19 protein-coding genes and 2 tRNA genes are annotated in these 19,434 nt (G+C 50.3%); 14 read left to right on the top strand and 7 right to left on the bottom strand.

Annotation, left to right across the window (positions count from 1 at the left end):
- Positions 1-80: 80 nt before the first annotated feature.
- The gene (locus D6024_RS05605; RefSeq protein ID WP_121353619.1) at positions 81-563 is read right to left on the bottom strand and encodes an RNA recognition motif domain-containing protein; all 483 of its coding nucleotides are present in this window, start codon (positions 561-563) and stop codon (positions 81-83) included.
- Positions 564-772: 209 nt separating this feature from the next.
- On the opposite strand from D6024_RS05605, the gene D6024_RS05610 reads away from it, so the two are divergent.
- From D6024_RS05610 to D6024_RS05640, 7 genes are all read left to right on the top strand, one after another.
- On the top strand, positions 773-1,630 hold the full coding sequence (locus D6024_RS05610; protein ID WP_121353620.1) for an alpha/beta hydrolase family protein: 858 nt from the start codon (positions 773-775) through the stop codon (positions 1,628-1,630).
- Between the two features lie 100 nt (positions 1,631-1,730).
- On the top strand, positions 1,731-2,438 hold the full coding sequence (locus D6024_RS05615) for a hypothetical protein (RefSeq protein WP_121353621.1): 708 nt from the start codon (positions 1,731-1,733) through the stop codon (positions 2,436-2,438).
- Positions 2,435-3,703 (top strand): glycerophosphodiester phosphodiesterase, encoded by a 1,269-nt coding sequence (locus D6024_RS05620; protein ID WP_121353622.1) that lies wholly within the window; start codon positions 2,435-2,437, stop codon positions 3,701-3,703. The genes D6024_RS05615 and D6024_RS05620 overlap by 4 nt, the downstream gene beginning before the upstream one ends.
- The gene (locus D6024_RS05625; protein WP_121353623.1) at positions 3,690-4,307 is read left to right on the top strand and encodes a hypothetical protein; all 618 of its coding nucleotides are present in this window, start codon (positions 3,690-3,692) and stop codon (positions 4,305-4,307) included. The genes D6024_RS05620 and D6024_RS05625 overlap by 14 nt, the downstream gene beginning before the upstream one ends.
- Before the next feature lie 15 nt (positions 4,308-4,322).
- Positions 4,323-5,285, top strand: a complete 963-nt coding sequence (locus tag D6024_RS05630) for a metallophosphoesterase family protein (protein WP_205573231.1) — start codon at positions 4,323-4,325, stop codon at positions 5,283-5,285.
- A 113-nt stretch (positions 5,286-5,398) separates the two neighbouring features.
- Positions 5,399-6,667, top strand: coding sequence for a glycerophosphodiester phosphodiesterase (locus D6024_RS05635; RefSeq protein ID WP_121353624.1), 1,269 nt, complete (start codon positions 5,399-5,401; stop codon positions 6,665-6,667).
- 85 nt (positions 6,668-6,752) lie between these two features.
- A complete protein-coding gene (locus tag D6024_RS05640) occupies positions 6,753-7,631 on the top strand; it encodes a metallophosphoesterase family protein (protein WP_121353625.1) in 879 nt (292 codons plus the stop codon).
- Between the two features lie 117 nt (positions 7,632-7,748).
- Here D6024_RS05640 and lptB read toward each other — a convergent pair whose 3' ends face one another.
- Together lptB and D6024_RS05650 are read right to left on the bottom strand one after the other, a co-directional pair.
- Complete coding sequence (gene lptB / locus D6024_RS05645; RefSeq protein WP_240409967.1) at positions 7,749-8,822, bottom strand: LPS export ABC transporter ATP-binding protein; 1,074 nt, start codon at positions 8,820-8,822, stop codon at positions 7,749-7,751.
- Positions 8,823-8,881: 59 nt separating this feature from the next.
- Positions 8,882-9,250, bottom strand: a complete 369-nt coding sequence (locus D6024_RS05650; protein ID WP_121353626.1) for a four helix bundle protein — start codon at positions 9,248-9,250, stop codon at positions 8,882-8,884.
- A 122-nt stretch (positions 9,251-9,372) separates the two neighbouring features.
- On the opposite strand from D6024_RS05650, the gene metF reads away from it, so the two are divergent.
- Positions 9,373-10,323, top strand: a complete 951-nt coding sequence (gene metF / locus D6024_RS05655) for a methylenetetrahydrofolate reductase [NAD(P)H] (RefSeq protein ID WP_121353627.1) — start codon at positions 9,373-9,375, stop codon at positions 10,321-10,323.
- A gap of 122 nt (positions 10,324-10,445) precedes the next feature.
- Here the strand turns inward: metF and D6024_RS05660 are convergent, their stop codons facing one another.
- The 3 genes from D6024_RS05660 to D6024_RS05670 form a co-directional block, all read right to left on the bottom strand.
- Positions 10,446-12,368 (bottom strand): peptidylprolyl isomerase, encoded by a 1,923-nt coding sequence (locus D6024_RS05660; protein WP_121353628.1) that lies wholly within the window; start codon positions 12,366-12,368, stop codon positions 10,446-10,448.
- A 62-nt stretch (positions 12,369-12,430) separates the two neighbouring features.
- Complete coding sequence (locus D6024_RS05665) at positions 12,431-13,858, bottom strand: DUF5106 domain-containing protein (RefSeq protein ID WP_121353629.1); 1,428 nt, start codon at positions 13,856-13,858, stop codon at positions 12,431-12,433.
- 150 nt (positions 13,859-14,008) lie between these two features.
- Positions 14,009-14,362 (bottom strand): four helix bundle protein, encoded by a 354-nt coding sequence (locus D6024_RS05670; RefSeq protein WP_240409968.1) that lies wholly within the window; start codon positions 14,360-14,362, stop codon positions 14,009-14,011.
- Between the two features lie 133 nt (positions 14,363-14,495).
- Here D6024_RS05670 and D6024_RS05675 point away from each other — a divergent pair, with 133 nt between their 5' ends.
- The 5 genes from D6024_RS05675 (at position 14,496) to D6024_RS05695 (ending at position 17,158) form a co-directional block, all read left to right on the top strand.
- Positions 14,496-15,221 carry an outer membrane beta-barrel protein gene (locus tag D6024_RS05675; RefSeq protein ID WP_162944569.1) on the top strand — a complete coding sequence of 242 codons (726 nt, stop codon included), beginning with the start codon at positions 14,496-14,498 and terminating at the stop codon, positions 15,219-15,221.
- 92 nt (positions 15,222-15,313) lie between these two features.
- Positions 15,314-16,504, top strand: coding sequence for a GTPase HflX (hflX, locus tag D6024_RS05680; RefSeq protein ID WP_121353631.1), 1,191 nt, complete (start codon positions 15,314-15,316; stop codon positions 16,502-16,504).
- Positions 16,505-16,527: 23 nt separating this feature from the next.
- Positions 16,528-16,881 carry a Rieske (2Fe-2S) protein gene (locus D6024_RS05685; RefSeq protein ID WP_121353632.1) on the top strand — a complete coding sequence of 118 codons (354 nt, stop codon included), beginning with the start codon at positions 16,528-16,530 and terminating at the stop codon, positions 16,879-16,881.
- 97 nt (positions 16,882-16,978) lie between these two features.
- Positions 16,979-17,052: transfer RNA gene (locus D6024_RS05690), tRNA-Asn, on the top strand.
- A gap of 32 nt (positions 17,053-17,084) precedes the next feature.
- Positions 17,085-17,158: transfer RNA gene (locus tag D6024_RS05695), tRNA-Asn, on the top strand.
- 367 nt (positions 17,159-17,525) lie between these two features.
- On the opposite strand, the gene D6024_RS05700 is transcribed toward D6024_RS05695, so the two are convergent.
- Positions 17,526-18,689 (bottom strand): ScyD/ScyE family protein, encoded by a 1,164-nt coding sequence (locus D6024_RS05700; protein WP_121353633.1) that lies wholly within the window; start codon positions 18,687-18,689, stop codon positions 17,526-17,528.
- Between the two features lie 388 nt (positions 18,690-19,077).
- Between D6024_RS05700 and D6024_RS26550 the strand changes: the two genes are divergently transcribed.
- Positions 19,078-19,230, top strand: a complete 153-nt coding sequence (locus D6024_RS26550; RefSeq protein ID WP_162944570.1) for a hypothetical protein — start codon at positions 19,078-19,080, stop codon at positions 19,228-19,230.
- Positions 19,231-19,434: the final 204 nt, after the last annotated feature.

The following is a 19,434-nucleotide window of genomic DNA, read 5'->3' on the forward strand; positions in this document are numbered from 1 at the left end:
AAAAAGTCAAAAGCAGCTCTTACAAAAAGAGACTTCTTTTGACTTTTACCCGTTGCCGTATTTATGAGTCGGAAAGATTCTTAGTAACGGCGATCTTTGTCATTGCCATAACCACCGCCATAGCCGCCACCGCCTTTGTTGCCGCCGTAGCCACTGCCGCCACCTTTATTGTAACCGCCGCCGCCGCCGCTGCCGTAGCCGCCACCACGGTTGCCACCGCCGCCATAACCACCGCCACCGCGATTGCCACCATAGCCGCCGCCGCTGCCGCCTTTGTTATAACCGCCGCCTCCACCATAGCCGGACGAACCGCCGCCGCGATGATTTTCTTCGGCTTTTTTCACGATCAGTTGTTTTTTGCCAAAGGCAATGTCTTTGAGGTGCTCAATGGCATCCAGTGCGTCTTGTTCGTTTTGCATTTCCACAAAACCAAACCCACGGCTTTTGCCGGTTTCTCTATCCAGCGTCACTTTAGCGGAAACCAGGGGACCAAATTTTTCAAAAATCTCCACTAATTCATCGTCAAACAAATCATAGGGAAGACCAGCAACAAAAAGTTTCATACGAAATCAAATATTATCCGATAAATGTACAAAACTTATTCCGGCCTCAAAGTGAAGCGCCAAACCTTTTAACGCTGCCTTTGGATCGGCCGGGAGAACTTAACCCAAATCACGAAGAAAAGCAACGTGTGCCGTAGGCTGCAGTGGGATTTGTTCGAATTCCGGCAGGGGGTTTACCTTGCACGACCAATCAGCAAACAACCGATTCCATGAAAAAAATAAAAAACTTTCTTCTCGCCGGTGCAGGCGGAAAGCCAATCCTGGCGGATATTTTTTATGGCGAAGGCAAGCCAAAACCGGTCGTGCTTTATGCCCATGGCTTCAACGGTTTTAAAGACTGGGCCAGCTTTGACCTGATTGCAGAACAGTTTGTCGCTGCCGGTTTTTGTTTTGTCAAGTTTAATTTTTCGCACGGCGGCACGGCTCCCCATGCACCCGAAGAATTTGTGGATCTTACTGCCTATGGCAACAACAATTACACAAAAGAACTTTTCGATTTGCAGCAGGTGATTGACTGGGCACTGGCTGAAAACAATCCACATGCAGCGGCAATCGACAAAGAGCGACTTTACCTGCTTGGTCACAGTCGTGGCGGTGGCGTGGTGCTGTTGAAGGCAGCCGAAGAACCGCGGGTGAAAGCGGTGGTGACATGGGCCGCTGTTTCGCAGAGCAAAACACCCTGGGGATCGTGGCCGGAAGACCGGATCCGGAAATGGAAGGAGAGTGGGGTAGAGCACTATACCAACAGCCGTACAGGGCAGCAAATGCCGTTGTATTACCAGCTTTACGAAGACTACCAGGCCAACAAGGAACGCCTTGATATAGGAAAGGCCGTGCAGGGGCTAACGATCCCGGTGCTGATTTGCCATGGAACACGTGACGAAGCCGTGCCGGTGGAAAATGCGTACAAGCTAAAAGAAGCAGCGAAACAGGGAGACCTGTTTTTGGTGGATTCGGATCATGTGTTTGGACGGAAGCACCCGTGGACCAGCGACGAACTTCCTGCACCGATGCAGCAAGTTGTTGAAAAGACGATTCAGTTTTTCCGGGAAAAAATAAACACCTGATCGTTTTCGACATCCGATAGATCGCGGTTCTTGCGGCGGCTCATTTATTGCATAAAGTCCTGTGGACTCGATCTGCGATCTTTTATTATACCAACCAAACATGAAACGATTATCCGTATGCTGCCTTCTTTTTCTGCACGTCTATTCCTTTGCACAGGACAGTCTTACGCATCACCTGAAAGGTGTTTTTTTTCCTTATCCGATGGAGCAATCAACCAAGTTTTCCATAGGGGTTACCAGCACGACGTTGCCATATGATATTACGGCCGATGTGCATTACCGTGTGCCGGCGCTTGACGTGCATTGGCTTAAGAAGATTTCACCCAAACTGGCGCTGAACATTCGGGGTAGTTTGCAAGTGCTGCAAAACCTGGTTACCGTAGGGCCGCGATGGTCAACGATCCTAAGCGACCGCTACTCAATGGCCATTGGCGATGATGCGGGTTTCTGGTTTGGCTATATCAATGTCTCGGGAATAAAAACAAGAGGTTACGGTTTTCAAAACCTTCCCAATTTTTCGGTTGGCCGAAGGTTCAATAAAAAAGTATTGCTTACGTTCAGGGCCGATGCGCAGATTAATTACGGCATTAAGACCTACGCAAAAAACACGGCACTAAAATCCGGCAACCGCGTTTTGAGCGGCTCTTCCTATGCATTGATTTTAGAACAGCCATTTTACGGTAAAAAAGTTTTGTCGCTGGGCTTCCGTGCACTTTACACTGATTTCTTCTGGCAGACATGGACCTTCTACGCGCCTTACGACCGAAACATCTTTTACCCTCAAATCATCATTGGCCTTAACTTATGAAAAAGACTTTTTTCTTTTTTCTTATCCTGCTTGGTTTTTTTTCCTGCCGCAAACGCTACGAGGCGCCAGTTCCCGATCGTAGCTGGGACCAGTTTGATTCTCCATCGGCAATACCCCTGCAAAACAATAGCGGTAAAAAAATGGAAGGCATCTACAATTTTACGACCGGCAGCGACAGGTTTGGCACCGATGCAGCGCTAAAATGGAGCTATACGGCCAATGGAAACGATACGGTTTACCATCTTTCCTTTTTTTGTCAAAAAGACATTACCTATATTATTTGCGAAGGCAAACGGGTGGACAGCACCATTTTGCTCAACGGCTATTGGCGGCGGATGATCGGTACTGAAACAGGAAGGGCCAGGTTCACCATTTCGCCTGCCAGCGGCGCACTCAATCTACTTCGAACCGATTCTCTGCTGGCCGGCGACAGCATTCGTATGAATGGCGTTTATGGAAATGGCGATGCGATCCCCGATATCCCGGTTACACTGCAATATGCAAGACCTTTGTACAACAAAACACCATTCGAGATCGTATCGCATCACGGCGGTCAAAATGCAGATTTGTTACCCGCTTCAGAGAACTCGGTAGAGGCTATTAAGCTGGCAGCCGGCTTTGGTTCTACGGGAATTGAAATTGACGTACGGATGACGGCCGATGGCGTGCCTGTTTTGTTTCACGACCCTACGCTGAACGAGCGGCTGATTCAAAAAAACGGCTTGGTAGGTCCTATCGAAAATTACAGTTTTGCGCAGCTTTCTTCTCTTGTGCGATTGATTAAGGGCGAACGCATTCCCAGCCTTGATGAAGCCTTGGCCGCTGTGTTGTACAGTACGCCGATGCGCTATGTCTGGCTCGATATGAAAGTGCCTGGCCCCATGCTGAAAGTGCGTGAACTGCAGGCAAAATACCTGCAATTGGCTGCTGCGATGGGTCGCGACCTTACGATAACCATCGGCATTCCCGACCAGGCGGTACTGGATAAATTCAAAACGCTGCCCGACTACACCCGTGTGCCCTCGGTGAATGAAATGACCACTGCCGATGTGGAGTCGGTGAATTCTTCCATCTGGGGTCCGCGGTTTACGCTGGGACTTCAGGACAACGAAGTGGCCACCATGCACGCACAAGGCCGCCGGGTATTTGTGTGGACGATTGATATTGAAGAAAACATCAAGGAATTTTTAGTCAATGGCAATTTCGATGGCATTATTTCCAGCTATCCGTCTGCCGTAGCTTATTACTATTATGCGCAACAGTAAATACATCATTCTGCTCTTTGCCGCTTTCTTTTTTGTTCTGATTGTTCGTGCACAGGACGATGAAAAATTTTCTTCCCGGCCTACCGGCCGCGGCGAGTATTCATTGGTGCTCTACCTGGGCGGCGGCATGGGTTATTACGCGTCCACTAACGGGGCGCCAGCCTATTTGCAGCCTGTCGTTGCCAGGTGGAATCCTGTAGGAACGGTACGGGTAATGTGGCATCCCGACCATTTGCTGAAAGCGGGCCTGGAAACCGGCAACATTAGTTTTTATTCTTACTCACTAAAAGACTCGGCTGGAAATGCGGGGAAAATTTCCCTGCAAGCAACACCTATCCTTCTGGAATGGAGCATGTCGCTGAAAAAGCACATTAACATTTTTGCTGGCTCGGGACTGTATATTCTTAAGACAAAGTTAGATTATGCCGGAAACGTCAATTCTAACAAACTGAGTGTAGGCTGGATGGCGGCAGCTTCCTACATTTATCCTATCGGAAAAGAAGTAGGGCTGGGTACAGAGATCAAGTGGCTTTACGCCGCTGAAACATCGAACGGATCTGTTTGCGGGCAGCTTCAATTGGTATGGCGCTTTTTAAAATGGTAAACTCCATCTTCCTATATGCAGCACAAATTCATCCTCGGTGTTTTCTGTCTTCTTCTCTTAGGCAAAGCAAAGGCGCAAGCCACTGCCGGCGACTCTACCTTGCTTGCCTTTGCGTCCGACACGCAAAAACCCATGTGGGTGGAAACGCTTTTTCTGAAAGCCAACCACAATCAGCAGGCGACGAAGCAAATCTTTTCAACCTTTGCGGCTATCCGTCCAAAGGCTTTGTTCCTGCTGGGCGATGTGGTGAACCTGGGCTACAGCAACCGGCAATGGAAGGCCATGAGCGGTTACCTGGAAAATTTGCGCAGTGAAGGCATTGCCGTTCATGCCGCGCTGGGCAACCACGAAGTGATGGGAAAGGCCCGGAAGGGCGAAGAAAAATTCCAGACCTATTTTCCCGATCATGTGCGCACCGGTTATGTGAACGTGGTGGATTCTGTTGCTGTTATTTTACTCAACTCCAATTTTGGCAAGCTCTCGGCAGACGAAAACGAGGCGCAGGTGTCGTGGTATAAGAAAACCTTGCAGTCGCTTGATGCCGATCCGGCCATCCAGTACATCATCACCGGCTGCCATCATTCGCCGTATACCAACAGCCGCATCGTGGGTTGCTCCAAAGACGTGGAGCAAAAATTTGTACAGCCGTTTTTGCAATCACGCAAAAGCCAGTTGTTTCTCTCCGGTCACTCGCACAATTTTGAACACTACCAGGTGAAGGGCAAAGATTTTTTCGTGATCGGGGGCGGTGGCGGCCTGCACCAGCCGCTGAATACCGGAACCGATTGCCTGCCCGACATGTGTGCCGATTACAAGCCCGAGTTTCATTACCTCACGGTAAAACGCTGTGCCGAGGGTTTGCTGATCAAATCCATTGAGCTGAAAAAAGATTTTTCCTCTTTTGATGAAGGCCGCAGCTTCGTGATACGGAGGGCCGCATCGCCGCTTAGTGACTATGCCGCGGCGGGGAACCACTAAATTGAATCGACGGCAGAAAAAAGGGCGACAATGCGTTGCCCTTTTTTCTTTTCCGCCCGGCGGTCTGCTTATTGCTTTTGCAACAGGAGAACCCTTCATTGCAAAAGCAAACAATGAAAAAATTTTACCCTCTCCTTCTTCTTTTTCTTTTTGTGTCCTGCCAGGAACTGATTGATGCCCCGGTCCCCAGCCTTTACTGGGAACGCTTTGAAGCGGCCGGTGCCAGGCCGCTTTCCGCTTCGGCACTGCAACAGTTGGAAGGCCGTTACCAGGTCCAGGTGGCTGATGATGATTTTGGTGATTCCGCCATTGTAAAATGGACGTACGACATCCAGGGCAAAGACACCAGTCACTACCTGTCTTTTTTTTGCAAGGAAGACGTGCGTTATTTTATCCTGCAGGGCAAGTCGCTGGGCGACTCCATCCTGCTCAACGGGTACTGGCGCAATGTAGAGAACACCAAAACCGGCAAGGCGCATTTTGTGATCAGCAGCCGCGATGGTGCGTTTGCCGTGCACAGCGGTGCCGGTGCTTCACCCGGCTCTTTTTACATCAAAGGCCGGTATGGAATGTTTGATGATGAGCCGCAGAAAGAAATCAATTTCCGGTACGACCGGCCACTGTATAGCGGTGTGCCGTTCCAGATCGTGGCCCACCGTGGCGGCGGACGAAACAACGACCTGCTGCCGGCTTCGGAAAATTCGCTGGAGATGATCCATCTCGCCTCCCGCTTTGGCGCCACGGGGATCGAGATCGATGTGCAACTGACAAAAGACAGTATGCCGGTTTTGTTTCACGACGCCAATCTCAACGACCGGCTGACACACAAAACGGGTATTCACGGCACCATCGACAGTTATACGTTCGATGAATTACAGCGCGATGTTGTGTTGAAAAGAGGCGGAAAAATTCCTACCCTGCAGGATGCGTTGCACACGGTCGTGTACAATACGCCCCTGCAATTTGTGTGGCTCGATTGCAAGCTGGAAGGTGCCCTGCCCATCATTCGCGGCTTGCAGAAACGCTTCATGCAGGAAGCAATGGCAATCGGACGAAACGTTGAGATCGTCATTGGGGTACCGGATAAAGAGATGCTGCGACAGTTTTTGGCCCTGCCCGGTTTTGCCGGCATTCCGTCGCTTTGCGAACTGGAACCGGACAGTGCAAAAAAAATGAATGCAAAGATCTGGGCACCGGCCTGGGCGAAGGGACTGCAAACAGAAGACGTGCAGGCCGCACAGGCAATGGGCATGCGGGCCATTACCTGGACACTCGACGCTCCCCGCAAAATTAAAGAGTATATGCGGCACGGACGGTTCAACGGTCTTACCACGAACAGGTCTACGGCCGTGGCCTACGAGTATTACAGCCGGCCGCTGTAGGTAGCCGATATTGGATATCGGATATTGGGATATTGCTCTTTGCCTTTACCGGGTTGGTACGAAATTATCTTGTAGAAGATTTTGAATGGAAAACCTGTCTGAACTGCAAACAACGTCGCAAAATGTTCTGGCCTTTGTTTCCGATACGCAGGCACCCATGCTGGTGGAAACCATCCTGCTGAAGTCGCACAACAACCGCAAGGCAACCGAGCGGCTCTTCACCGATGTGCTGGAGCGGACGCCAGCCGCTATTTTTCATTTGGGCGATGTAGTGAACCTGGGGTACAGCGGCCGGCAGTGGCGGCCGATCGACCGTTATCTCGAAGCCCTGCGCCTGGCGAAGATCCCGGTCCATGGCATTCTGGGAAACCACGAGGTGATGGGCCGGCCGGTGGAGGGACAGCGCAAATTTCAACAGCGGTTTCCCGACCATGATTGTACAGGTTATCTGGTGCGTTACGACACGGTAGCCGTTGTGCTGCTAAACTCCAATTTCAAGGTGATGACACCGCAACAGGACAGGAAACAGCAAGAATGGCTGCAGGCAACCCTGCACGAACTGGACGGTGATGCCACTGTTATGGCGATCATCGTTTGCTGTCATCATTCGCCGTTTACCAACAGCCGCATCGTTAGGCCGTCGAAAGAAGTGGAGCAAAAATTTGTCCCGGCCTACCTGTCGTCCCGCAAGGCTGTCCTGTTTCTTTCGGGACACTGTCATGCATTTGAGCATTATAAGGTCAAGGGCAAGGATTTCCTGGTAATTGGCGGCGGTGGCGGTCTGCGGCAGCCGTTGCGACAGGGACTTGGCACGCTGGCCGATCTTTCGCCGGCCTACAAACCCATGTTTCACTATATAACGGTAACGAGCCTTGGCGAAAGTTTATCCGTTACGTCTTACCACATCAAAAAAGATTTTACCGGTTTTGAAGAAGGCATTAAGCTGGAGATGAAAAAAGGCTGAGTGAAGAAATGGTTTGTTACGACGAAAAACATAACTCGCCTCTGTACAGTCATTGGTCATCTGCCATCGAATAATGTCCAGGCCTGCATTTGCCGATTGCCCGGGTACAAATTGGTCTTATTCCGCGTGGACGAGGCGATGCTTTTTAAAGGCGTGCAGCAGGGCATCCACCTGGGCCAGTTTCTCTTGTTCTTCGCCAAAAATCTGTTCCACTTCGGCTTTCAGTTCGTCGTCGTTTTCCTGCGCCAGGTAAACTTCAATTTTGTTGACCGCCTGCGTGGTTGCCCTTTCCAGCAAAGCTTCCGTGTCGGTCATCCCGGACAGTTCGGACGATGTGTGGGCTTGTTCTTCGCGCTGTGCGGCCGTGTGGAGAATCTGCACCCGCAGATCCTCGAGGCTGCGGATGACGCTTTCGAGCGGCGGGGCACCCGGCATTTCCAGTCCTTCCAGCAGGTAATCCTTTCGCCGTAATTCAAAGTTTCGTCCGAGGTAGAGCCGCTTCACTTCGTCATCTGCCGCCAGTTCTTCGGCCGTCCCATGCTTGAAGATCTTTCCTTCGATGAGCAGGTAGGCACGGTCGCAAATGGAAAGGGTTTCGGTTACGTTGTGATCGGTGATGAGGATCCCGATGTTTTTGTATTTGAGTTTGGCCACAATGGCCTGGATGTCTTCCACCGCGATCGGGTCGATACCGGCAAACGGTTCGTCGAGCAGGATGAACTTTGGGTCTACGGCCAGTGCCCTGGCTATCTCGGTACGTCGTCTTTCACCGCCGCTCAGCACATCGCCCGGGCTTTTCCGCACATGGTGCAGCCGGAATTCATCGAGCAGGCTTTCGAGCTTTGCCTTTTGTTCCTTGCGGGAAAGTTTGGTCATCTCGAGCACGGCGCTGATATTGTCTTCCACGCTCAGTTTGCGAAACACGGACGCTTCCTGCGGCAGGTAGCCGATGCCCAGTTGTGCACGGCGGTACATGGCCAGCTTGGTGATGTCTTCGCCGTCGAGGTACACGGCGCCTTCGTCGGGTTTGATCAGTCCAACGACCATGTAAAACGTGGTTGTTTTTCCGGCACCGTTGGGCCCCAGCAGTCCCACGATCTCTCCCTGCTTTACTTCAACGGAAGCATGGTTGACCACTGTGCGTTTGCCGTAGCGTTTTACCAAATCCTGCGTATGTATCCGGATGCTCATGGGGTAAAAATAAGGAAGGGTGCATATTGGATAGCCGATATTGGGTATTGGGGAATCGTTTATTGTGAAGTCGTTTTGAGTTTTTTGATATAGCCGTTTAACTTGTGATGCAGGGTACGAAGTTTTTCTAACAGCAAATCGTATTCATCTTGCTGGATAAGAGATCGGTTTCGTGCCTTTGTCGCCCAATTCTTTGTTTCCAAAAGCGATCCCCGGCTGTAATAGCAGAATGATTTTCTATCCTTATAAAAATAGCGGCCATAACCCTCCGCGATGTTAGCAGAAATAGAGTCTGACGCTTCTACAAATTGCTTTCCTATAGTTGCCTTTGAAAAATATTCCCACTTGATCACAATACTCCAAACATCTTCTCCAATTGCCAGTGCTAACTGATAGATGTCTAAATCTTCAAGCTTGAGGGTGTCCATTGGCTTAATTTGCATAGCAAACTATAAAAAAAAATCTTCACGTAATAAAAATATCCACTATCTAATCCCTCAATATCTAATATCCTAATATCCCAATCTCACCCTATGTTTGCACCCTTATTATGACAGTCATCGAGCAAATAAAAGAGGCGAAAGACACCCTGGTTTCCTTTGAGATCCTTCCCCCGCTGAAAGGCAAAAGCATCAATGCACTTTGGGAACACCTGGATCCGCTGATGGAATTTAAACCGGCGTTTATCAACGTGACCTACCATCGCAGCGAAAGCATGTTTAAGAAAAAACCGGACGGCACCTTCGAAAAAGTGGAAGTGCGCAAACGTCCCGGCACGGTGGGTATTTGTGCGGCGCTGATGAACCGCTACAAGGTGGATGCGGTGGCGCACCTGATTTGTGGCGGCTTTAACAAGCAGGAAACGGAAGATGCCCTGATTGACCTGCACTTCCTGGGAGTGAACAATGTGCTGGTGCTGCGTGGCGATGCGCCCAAAAACGAAAGCTCCTTCGAGCCGGACCCGGGCGGACACCGGTACGCCATCGAACTGCTGCAGCAGGTAACCAACATGAACAACGCGATATACCTGGAAGAGGACCTGAAAAATGCCGTGCGCACCAATTTTTGCATCGGTGTGGCCGGGTATCCCGAGAAACATTTCGAGGCGCCCAACATGCAAACCGACCTGGCTTTTTTGAAAGCAAAAGTGGATGCGGGTGCCGAGTACGTGGTGACACAAATGTTCTTCGACAACCAGAAATATTTTTCCTTTGTGCAGTCGTGCAAAGACGCCGGCATTCATGTTCCCATCATACCCGGACTAAAGCCGATCACGTCGAAAAAGCAACTCACCATCATTCCCCGCACCTTTCATGTAGACATTCCCGAAGAACTGTCTTCCGAGATCACGAAATGCAAGACCGATGCAGACGTGGAAATCGTGGGGCAGGAGTGGTTGTTAAAACAATCGAAAGAATTAAAAGCCGCCGGCGTGCCGGTGTTGCACTACTATACCCTGGGCAAGCCGCAGGTGATTGCCAATGTGGTGAAGAATCTTTGAGGAAGAGTATGTAGCAAGTAGAGCGCCTAAATCAGGCAAACATTATAACGAAAAAACCTCCTGGACATCCAGGAGGTTTTTTTTATTGCATATTGTTCGTAGCAAAAACGACCGGCCGCCTGCTATTTACGACTCGCTTTCCTGACTACTTCGCTCCAGGTTTTCTGGTTCACGCTGACGGGATATTTTTTCTTCAGCCTCTCCAGCCATTCTTTTTCCAACTGCGTCTGGTAGTCGTTGATCACAAGACCTTTTGCTTCGGCAAAGCTGCGCGGCTCTGTGCCTTTGTGAAGGTGGGTCACGTAGGCGAAGGAGGCAGTGTTATCGGCTTTGTTTACCACAGGCGGGATCACGCGGCCCTCGGTCAGCGGGGCATTTTCATTTTTGGGAAGCTGATCGAGTTCAAACCGGTTCGAGTCGGCCGTAATCTGGTCTGCATAATTGGTCAGAACAGTTTTCCACTCGGCAGGCTTTGGTGACACGGCATTGTAAAAATCCTTCGCCGCCTGCTCGTTGGCCGCGTAGAACAAAACGGCATCGGCGCTTTCTTTCCAGTTGTAGTTTGCCCGGTGTTTCCGGTAATACGCGGCCAGTGCCGCACTGTCGGACTGTGCCGGAGTCCATACACGGCGCTGCATGATCTCGAAAAACAGGTTGCCTTCGGCAAACTCGGTGATCTGCTGGCGAAACTCTTCGTTGAAATCTTCGAGGTGATCCTGGTAATAATTGAGTGCGGTTTGTTGCAGGAAGTCTGCCCACAACTGCGGGTAAGGCCGGGTGCCGGTGCCATCGGGTTTGTACAGGTGAGCTTGCGCATAGGTAGTCCAGTCATTCACGGCAAACGTCCGGTTGCCGATCTTCAGCAGGGGAGTAGACGGCTTCAGGCTGATCTTCGTTTTCGGCACCATGTATTTGAGGGCACTGTCGCTGTAAGCCCACAATTCCGCATCGGTCACGGAGAATTTCTGGTAGTTCGCCTGGCGCAGCACTTTTTCGGCCAGCACTTTTTGCGCATAGGCAGCCCGGTCGCTTTGCTCGATGCGCTTTCGCAGGGATTCCTGTGTTTCGTCATCCAGTTTTGCAGACACCGGTGAAATCTTCAGGCGCTTCACAATGTGGTAGCCGTAAGCTGTCGCAAACGGCCGGCTGATGTCTCCGTCCTTAAGCGACAGAACGGTCGTTTCGAAAAGCGGGTCGTACTCGCCAACGCTAAACTCCGTCATTTGCCCGTTGGATGCTGCAGAAATAATGTCATTGCTGAAAGCAGCTGCCAGCTTTCCAAAATCATCGCCCTGCTGCAGGCGGTTATAGAGAGAGTCGGCCCTGTGCTTCACTTCCTGTCTTGCCGCCTCATCGGCGCGGGGCGGGATGGCCAAGAGAATCTGCGCCGCCTTGATGCGACCCAGCGCTTTGCGTTCGCCCAAGTTTTTAAAAATATGGTAGCCGGCTTTGGTCTTGAACACAGCCGATACCTTGCCCGCCGGTGTGCTGTAGGCCAGGTTCTCCAGTTCGTATGGAAGCGAGAAAACCGTCAGCCACCCCAGGTCGCCGCCGTTTTGTTTTGCCGACGGATCGTCGGAGAATTCCCGGGCCACATCGGCAAAATCTTTTTTGCTGAGTGCAGCGATTGCCTCTGTTTTCTTTTGTTCGGTGGCGATCTCGTTTTCGCCAGCCCTGATAAAAATGTGGGCCAGGTGAATGTCTTTCTGCGAACGGCTGAAGGCTTCGCCGATCATCCGGCTCATGCTTTCCTTGTCGTTTAAATATGTGGGCAGGATTTGCTGCCGCAGGTTGGCCAGGTCCGAAATCAACTGGGGCAGGGTGTCGTAGCCCAGCTCTTTGGCTTCCTGGATCTTTAGCCGCGATGCGACATAGAGGTCGAGGTAGTCTTTCAGGGCTTTTTCCGTGACGGGGCCCTGGCTATTTTTCCGGAAGGCCCGTAAAAAATCAGAAGCGTTAACGGAATGTTTTCCGTAGGTAAACAACGTTTGCGCCGGTGCGGAAAAAGCAGCGGCCAGGCAAACGGCAGTTAGCAATTTTTTCATTCGATCGTTTTTAGAACGGTTGCGCAATGGTTGCTGGATTGTTGGTATACGGTTACTGGTGCTTACCCTTTTGCAGCTTTTCTCCGCTGCTCCAGGATCTCGTCGAGTTGTTTATCGGTTATTTTTTTGGCGATGATGCGTTTGTCTTTGTCGAGGAGATACAAAGTAGGAAAACTTTGCACATCGTACAACTGCGAGTACGACGGGGTGTTGGCGGCGATACGGGCTTTTTCGGCTTCGCGGGAATAGTACACGTTCACCCATTCCTTCATCCCGGTGTGGTGCATGAAGTCGTACCAGTCGCTTTTTTGTCCGTCGGTTTCTTTGGCCATGGCAAACACCTTGACGCCCCAGGCTTTCCATTTCTGGTTGTATAGGCTGTCGATATGCGGAAGGGTTTCTTTGCAATGGCCGCAGGTGGGATCATAGATGACCACCACCGTGTAGGGGGCATCCACGCCATACAGGTTTCGTTTGGCGCCGGTGGAGTCGGGCAGCTCAATTTCCGCAGCCGGGGAGCCCATGATATTGGCCATAAGGCTGTAGGCGCGGTCGGTGATGATCTTGCGGCCTTTGTCGTTGAGCCAGTCGTAATTTTTCTGGGCAAAATATTTTTCAAACAGGTGCACGAACACGGCGTCTTCCCACATGTATTTCTGGTTCAGGTAGCGGTTCACAAATTTCAGCAGGAGGAATTTTTGCATGTCCTCGCTGATCGATGCAAAACCCATCATCCAGTCGATTTCTTTAATCACCGAATCGGAAGAAGGAAAGACCAGCTGGTCGAAATATTTGTCGACGCGGTTTTCGAAAAACGGTGTCCGCGTGAGGCGGTCGTCCCAGAGGTTGATGCCGTCCCAGTAATGTCCTTTGAAGTAGTGGTAGGCATAAAGCGAATCTTTTTTCTCCGCTTCCTTGTTGGCCGGCACGGTGGGTTCTTTCATCCCCCTGAGCAGGGCACTGAGTAAACTGTTCGGGGCCTTGTTGATAACGGCCAGCCGGTAGTCCACGATTTTTTTCGAAAGGGTATCAATTTGTGCCGTGATCCGCAGCGAATCGGCTGCGCTGCTGCCGGTTCGTTTTTTGTACAATTCGTCCAGCCTGCGGCCGTTCTGCAGCATGAACTGCTGGTAGGCTTTGAAGGCGGTATTTTCGGCCGAGCCGGTGAAACTGATCCTGTCAATCGCAGCGGTATCGGCCACGACGGAAAATTTTTGTTCGGTGCCCACCAGCAGCTCAAACTTGTTGGAACGATCGGGATAACCCACCAGGTAAATGCCGCCGCCCAGTTTTTTGGGCCCTTTAAAAACGCCGGTGCTGTTGGCATCCAGTTTTACCGAATCAACAATCGGCAACTGCTTGCCGTAGTAATGCCCCAGGTAGATGTATTGATTTTTGAACGGCTTGAGCGTGACTTTGATCTCGTAGCCGTTTTGTGCAAAAAGGGAAGTGCCCACAAGCAGTGAGAAGGCGGTGGCCAGATATTTCATAAGAAATGAATAAGTAGACGTAAAAATAGATTTTAATGGGAGATGAGTGGTTAAAAAGATGCAAAACAGTTTGGAGTTTGGAGTCTGGGGTTTAGGGTTATTGGGTGCTAGTTTCTTTCTTTAATTTTTTGCCCCTGATGTCCGAAGCGTTTAAATAGCTGATAAAGGCACCAATTTTTTTGACCGGTAAATCTGCATTGGAATAGAGTTCGTTGAAAAGTGCTTCTGAAAATAGTGTATGTCCAAGCCCCTGCATAATTGCGATTTCAGCTCCCCGGCTTCTCCCTTTGCAGTGGTTAATGAGTGTACAAACTCATGTTTACTTCCCCGGCCGAAGCCTTCGGCAATATTGTCCATAATAGAACCACATGTGCCTCTGACCTGGTCTTTGTAGCGAAAGTCCTTGGCAATAGGCTCCTCAAAAGTGAGCAGATTGATTTCCCGGGAAAGCCGCCGTGCTGGCTGCCAAATCTCCAGGTCTTCAAACTTATGAACAGCAGCCATGGTAAAGTTTGACCGAACTAAGATAACAACTCCGGACCCCCATCTCCAAACCCCAAACTCTCACCTATCTTTGCCCGCGTTTAACCTTTCATTAACCCAACGGCGAATACATTTGTTTCCTTTAACAATCATTATGAGAAAAGTAATTTTCAGTGTGTTGATCCTTTGCTTTGGCTTTGCTGCAGTAGCCCAGACCGATACCTCCCGGAATGCCCGTTTGCTCAGTCCCATGCAGATTCCGTCCAGCGACCATTTCATGATCCAGATCGGAAGTGCCGCCTGGCAAAACAAGCCCGACTCGATCCAGACAAAAGGCTTTTCCCGGACGTTCAACATGTACCTGATGCTGGACTTTCCGTTCAAGACCAACCCCCACTTTAGCGTGGCGCTGGGTCCCGGCCTGTCGACCGACCATATTTTCCTGGACAACCGGACCGCCGCTATCACGTCTACGGCCACCAAACTTACTTTTCCCAACGTAGCCGATACCAATCATTTTAAAAAATACAAGGTTTCAACCGCCTTCCTGGAAGTTCCTGTTGAATTGCGTTACTCTACCAAGCCTGAATCCAACGGCAGCAGCGTGAAGCTGGCCATCGGCGCCAAGGTAGGAACCCTGCTGGCTGCCTGGACAAAAGGAAAGACGCTGCAAAACAAAACAGGCAGCACCATCAACGATTTTATCGAGAAAGAAAAAGACAAACGGTATTTCAACTCCACCCGGCTTTCGTTAACCGGCCGTATCGGGTACGGGCATTTCTCCGCCTTTGCCTCGTATGCCCTGACACCGGTGTTCAAAGAAGGCGTGGCCCCCAAGGTGAACACCTTGAGCCTGGGGTTAACTGTGAGCGGCTTGTAAGAGATTGCCTGGCGACAGGAAAAAAGCGGTGCACTGAATAGTGGCATCGCTTTTTTACATTTAAGTAGGTTTGCGACGAAACATATAGAGCAATGCTGGACAAGAAAAACAAGATCAACAAAGAAGAACGGGCGGTGCTGGTTGGCGTGGTGCACAAAGACCAGCGCGAAGAAGAAGTGATGGAATACCTGGCCGAACTGGCCTTCCTGGCTGAAACGGCCGGCGCCGTAACGGTGAAAAAATTTATCCAAAAGCTTCCGCACCCCGACAGCCGGACTTATGTGGGCAAAGGAAAGCTGCAGGAAATCGCAACCTATGTGCAGAACAAAGACATCGACCTGCTCATTTTCGACGACGAGCTAAGCGGCGCCCAGATTGGCAATATCGAAAAAGAAGTGAACGTCAAAACCATCGACCGCTCCGACCTGATCCTCGATATTTTTGCCCGCAGGGCAAAAACCGCACAGGCAAAAGCCCAGGTGGAACTGGCCCAATACCAGTATATCCTTCCGCGGTTACGGGGGATGTGGAAACACCTCGAACGCCTGGGCGGTGGCATTGGTACACGGGGACCCGGTGAAACGGAGATCGAAACCGACCGCCGGATCGTTCGGGATAAAATTTCGCTCCTGCGCAAACGGCTGCTCGAGATCGACAAGCAGGCTTTTACACAGCGAAAAGATCGCGGCGAATTTATCCGCGTGGCCCTGGTGGGATATACCAACGTTGGCAAAAGCACCATCATGAACCTGCTGAGCAAAAGCGACGTGCTGGCCGAGAACAAGCTCTTTGCCACGCTGGACACCACCACCCGCAAGATCGTTTATGAAACCACGCCCTTCCTTCTCAGCGACACGGTTGGATTTATTCGCAAGCTGCCGCACCACCTGGTGGAAAGTTTTAAAAGCACGCTGGACGAAGTGCGGGAAGCCGATATTTTGCTGCATGTGGTGGATATTTCGCACCCGGCCTATGAAGACCAGCTTGGGGTGGTCAACAAAACGCTGCAGGAGATGGGCGTGCAGGAAAAGCCCACCATCACCATCTTCAATAAAATGGACCTCTACATCAAGCACACTTTTGATGAATGGCTGAACGAGGAAACAAAGGAGCAGATCCTGAATGATATGAAAGCAAGGTGGCAGGAGCAGACAGGCGGCAACGCCATCTTTATTTCGGCGCTGGAGCGGATGCACATCGACGAACTGCGGAAAGTGATCCTCGATAAAGTGCGGGAACTCTACCGCATCCGCTATCCCTACAAAACGGAATTCTTTTATTAACCGCGGACGGACAGGATTGTTTCATGAATGATAAAATCAGCTGGGTCAAAGTGGCGGAGAGCCGGGAAGAAGTGCCGTTTGGTGAAAACGGTTTGGCAGAACTGATGGCCGGCGACAAAAAAGTTTGCATCGGGACCTACAAAGACGAACTGTTTGCGTTTGCGGCCAAATGCCCGCATGCCAGCGGCCACTTGAAAGAGGGCTATATCGATGCGCTGGGCAACGTGGTTTGTCCGCTGCACCGCTATAAATTTTGCATGAAGAATGGCCGCAATGTGAGCGGCGAAGGCTACTACCTTAAGCATTGGCCGGTGGAAGTAAGGGCCGACGGGGTGTATGTGGGAATGAAGACCGGTGGCTTTTTCGGGTGGTTTTGAGCAGAGCGGTTTTTTAAGAAATTTATTGTGAAATGGGGATTTTCTCCTTTGCTGAAAAGTGAAAAACCCTATTTTTGCCGTCCCAAATACGGGGTATTCCTCCTTAGCTCAGTTGGTTAGAGCATCTGACTGTTAATCAGAGGGTCTCAGGTTCAAGTCCTGAAGGGGGAGCAACAGAAACGTTCTTATTGTCAATTTTATTTTCCTCCTTAGCTCAGTTGGTTAGAGCATCTGACTGTTAATCAGAGGGTCTCAGGTTCAAGTCCTGAAGGGGGAGCTGAACGAAAATGGTTTGAAAAGCAATTTTTTCAAACCATTTTTCTTTTAATCCCTTACCTGGACAGTCTAACCAAAGTCAATGGATCGGTTAATTCCCATATAACATTGCAGCAACCGATAAAGATCCATTTCTGAAACAATCTTAAAGTAAAGTTCATAGCCTTCTAGCTGGCGGTATGGGAAGTGTTTTTGCTCTGTACGAGTTGGGTAAAAATAGAGCGTGTTTTAGCAGCCACTAAATGGCTGGCCTAAAAAAGAGAAAGTGGCAATACCGACAGCATTGCCACTTTTACCAATAAGACGCTATATATGCAATTTCAGAGAGTCCTAAAAGTTTTAAGTACTGCCAACGGCGCAACCAAAACTTAATCACTTATAGCTATTTGCAACACCTGTCCGCCGCCAATGGCTGTGGGACCCAATCCCCAATTGGACACATAGAGGTTACCATCGGGTCCCATGGTCAGGCCGGTGGGCAGGCTAAGTCCCGATGCAACTGTTGTTACCCCGGTATGGTCCAAACGGACGACCCGGCCCTTACCTGGTTCGGGAAATCCACTTGAGGAGCCGACGGTATTTTCCAACACATAAATGCGGTCTCTTTTATCCACCACGATTCCCAGTATAGTAGTAAAGCCGGTTGCCAGTGTGGTAACCTGGCCGGAAGGCGTGACCTTCATGATCCTGGCGCCTCCCAGTGGAATGGGGAAAGTGTCTAAATTCCCTACGTAATAGTTCCCTTTGTAATCCATTACGGTTGGAACAATATGTCCAAAAAGGGCTGAAAAATCCACTACGCGGCTAATGTTTCCATCGGTGGTGATGCGCAACAGTTGGCCGCTGTTGGCTTCCACTACATAAAGGTTATCTCTTACAGCAGTCATGCTGTAGGGATCACCGTCCGGTTCAAAGTCATCCTCTTCCGGATTTTTTACCGGGTGCGTTTGTACAAAGGCGCTGATGCTGGCCACAAGGCTCCAGGATCCGTTGGACTCCACTTTCACAACACCGTTCGGTATGGAAGGGTTCCCATGTGAACAACCACCGCCTTCGATCAGTGCATAAAGCTGGTTGTGGATAAAAGCCACATCGGCTACCCCGATGATGTCCCCTCCAGTGATCTCGCTTAACATAGCGGATGGAAGCTGGTCCGTAACCGTGGTTCGTACGCCAGCAGGGCTGACTTTTGAAATCCGTCCGCCGGTTGGACTTCCTTTAACCGGACCTAACGGAAAGGGCACCTGTCGGCAAAGTCCTACCGTAGTATTGGTGCCGCCGGTTCCGCCCTCGGCTACATAGAGATATCCATCAGGACCGAATTCCAATCCTCTTGGATTGTTGAAGCCCGTGGCAAAAACCCTTACATTGTTAGTGAGCTGGCTTTTAACTTGTTTGCTCAATGCAGCTTTCCGCAGGGCCAGAGATTCATCGCTTTTGGGCGCCGTGGGTTCCGTAACCGTTTTTTTACAAGCCGTAAAAAACAGGACAATCACCAGGACGGCTGCCGTTGGTTTTGAAAACTTGCGCATAATTACCTCCTATGATTTTTAGTGAATAAGCCGGTTGAGTCGAAAGATGGATAAAGACAAACGTTAAAGACTACAAACCAGCCAGCCCTCTCTATCCATTTTTGTTTATATAGGGGATGTGGATGCTTACTCCCGCAAGATTCATTCAGTTGGGCCAGAGGGTTAGACAAGAAGGATCGCCAAGGGCAGATTGTAACAGGAGGATAAAATTACTGAAAATACATAATCACAGCGAAGAACGGTTTGTTTTGCATGGTAAGAATTGAATCAAACGATATGATGTTGCGAGGCCGGGGTTTGGTGTAATACCATTTCAAGTTGGGTAGTACGGTATCTTTTCATGACCATTGTGCCGTACTGAAACACAGGGAAAATTCTCTGGATTGACATGAGGGATCCCACGCACCGGCAAACGATTGCAACCGGGCTGGATTCGCCAACCGGTATGACCATGGGACCCGATGGCAATTTGTACGTTTCCACACGCGGTTTTGCCAGCAGCCCGGGTGATGGGATGGTAATGAAATTCAGCCTGCACTAACCGAATATTGATTTGCCCTGTTTACCCACAGGATTGTTGAAAGGGCAGGGATATAATAACGGCTTGAAAACATTGTTTTCAAGCCGTTTTACTTGCATCCTTTTTGACAGGATAAATCAAACTGCCATCCAGGTCAAACACTCGCCTGCGGAGAAAAGCCGTTCTCTCTACTGTCATCCGTCATCTGCCATCCGGACAAAATCT

It is taken from the genome of Flavisolibacter nicotianae (assembly GCF_003628535.1).
GTDB classification, from domain to species: domain Bacteria; phylum Bacteroidota; class Bacteroidia; order Chitinophagales; family Chitinophagaceae; genus Flavisolibacter; species Flavisolibacter nicotianae.

Coding starts and splice junctions, on each gene's coding strand:
- D6024_RS05660 (WP_121353628.1), bottom strand. CDS start 12,368: ATGAAAAAATTGCTAACTGCCGTTTGCCTGGCCGCTGCTTTTTCCGCA.
- D6024_RS05675 (WP_162944569.1), top strand. CDS start 14,496: ATGAGAAAAGTAATTTTCAGTGTGTTGATCCTTTGCTTTGGCTTTGCT.
- D6024_RS26550 (WP_162944570.1), top strand. CDS start 19,078: ATGAGGGATCCCACGCACCGGCAAACGATTGCAACCGGGCTGGATTCG.
- hflX (WP_121353631.1), top strand. CDS start 15,314: ATGCTGGACAAGAAAAACAAGATCAACAAAGAAGAACGGGCGGTGCTG.
- D6024_RS05605 (WP_121353619.1), bottom strand. CDS start 563: ATGAAACTTTTTGTTGCTGGTCTTCCCTATGATTTGTTTGACGATGAA.
- D6024_RS05630 (WP_205573231.1), top strand. CDS start 4,323: ATGCAGCACAAATTCATCCTCGGTGTTTTCTGTCTTCTTCTCTTAGGC.
- D6024_RS05670 (WP_240409968.1), bottom strand. CDS start 14,362: ATGGCTGCTGTTCATAAGTTTGAAGACCTGGAGATTTGGCAGCCAGCA.
- D6024_RS05625 (WP_121353623.1), top strand. CDS start 3,690: ATGCGCAACAGTAAATACATCATTCTGCTCTTTGCCGCTTTCTTTTTT.
- lptB (WP_240409967.1), bottom strand. CDS start 8,822: ATGAGCATCCGGATACATACGCAGGATTTGGTAAAACGCTACGGCAAA.
- metF (WP_121353627.1), top strand. CDS start 9,373: ATGACAGTCATCGAGCAAATAAAAGAGGCGAAAGACACCCTGGTTTCC.
- D6024_RS05610 (WP_121353620.1), top strand. CDS start 773: ATGAAAAAAATAAAAAACTTTCTTCTCGCCGGTGCAGGCGGAAAGCCA.
- D6024_RS05615 (WP_121353621.1), top strand. CDS start 1,731: ATGAAACGATTATCCGTATGCTGCCTTCTTTTTCTGCACGTCTATTCC.
- D6024_RS05700 (WP_121353633.1), bottom strand. CDS start 18,689: ATGCGCAAGTTTTCAAAACCAACGGCAGCCGTCCTGGTGATTGTCCTG.
- D6024_RS05635 (WP_121353624.1), top strand. CDS start 5,399: ATGAAAAAATTTTACCCTCTCCTTCTTCTTTTTCTTTTTGTGTCCTGC.
- D6024_RS05620 (WP_121353622.1), top strand. CDS start 2,435: ATGAAAAAGACTTTTTTCTTTTTTCTTATCCTGCTTGGTTTTTTTTCC.
- D6024_RS05650 (WP_121353626.1), bottom strand. CDS start 9,250: ATGGACACCCTCAAGCTTGAAGATTTAGACATCTATCAGTTAGCACTG.
- D6024_RS05665 (WP_121353629.1), bottom strand. CDS start 13,858: ATGAAATATCTGGCCACCGCCTTCTCACTGCTTGTGGGCACTTCCCTT.
- D6024_RS05640 (WP_121353625.1), top strand. CDS start 6,753: ATGGAAAACCTGTCTGAACTGCAAACAACGTCGCAAAATGTTCTGGCC.
- D6024_RS05685 (WP_121353632.1), top strand. CDS start 16,528: ATGAATGATAAAATCAGCTGGGTCAAAGTGGCGGAGAGCCGGGAAGAA.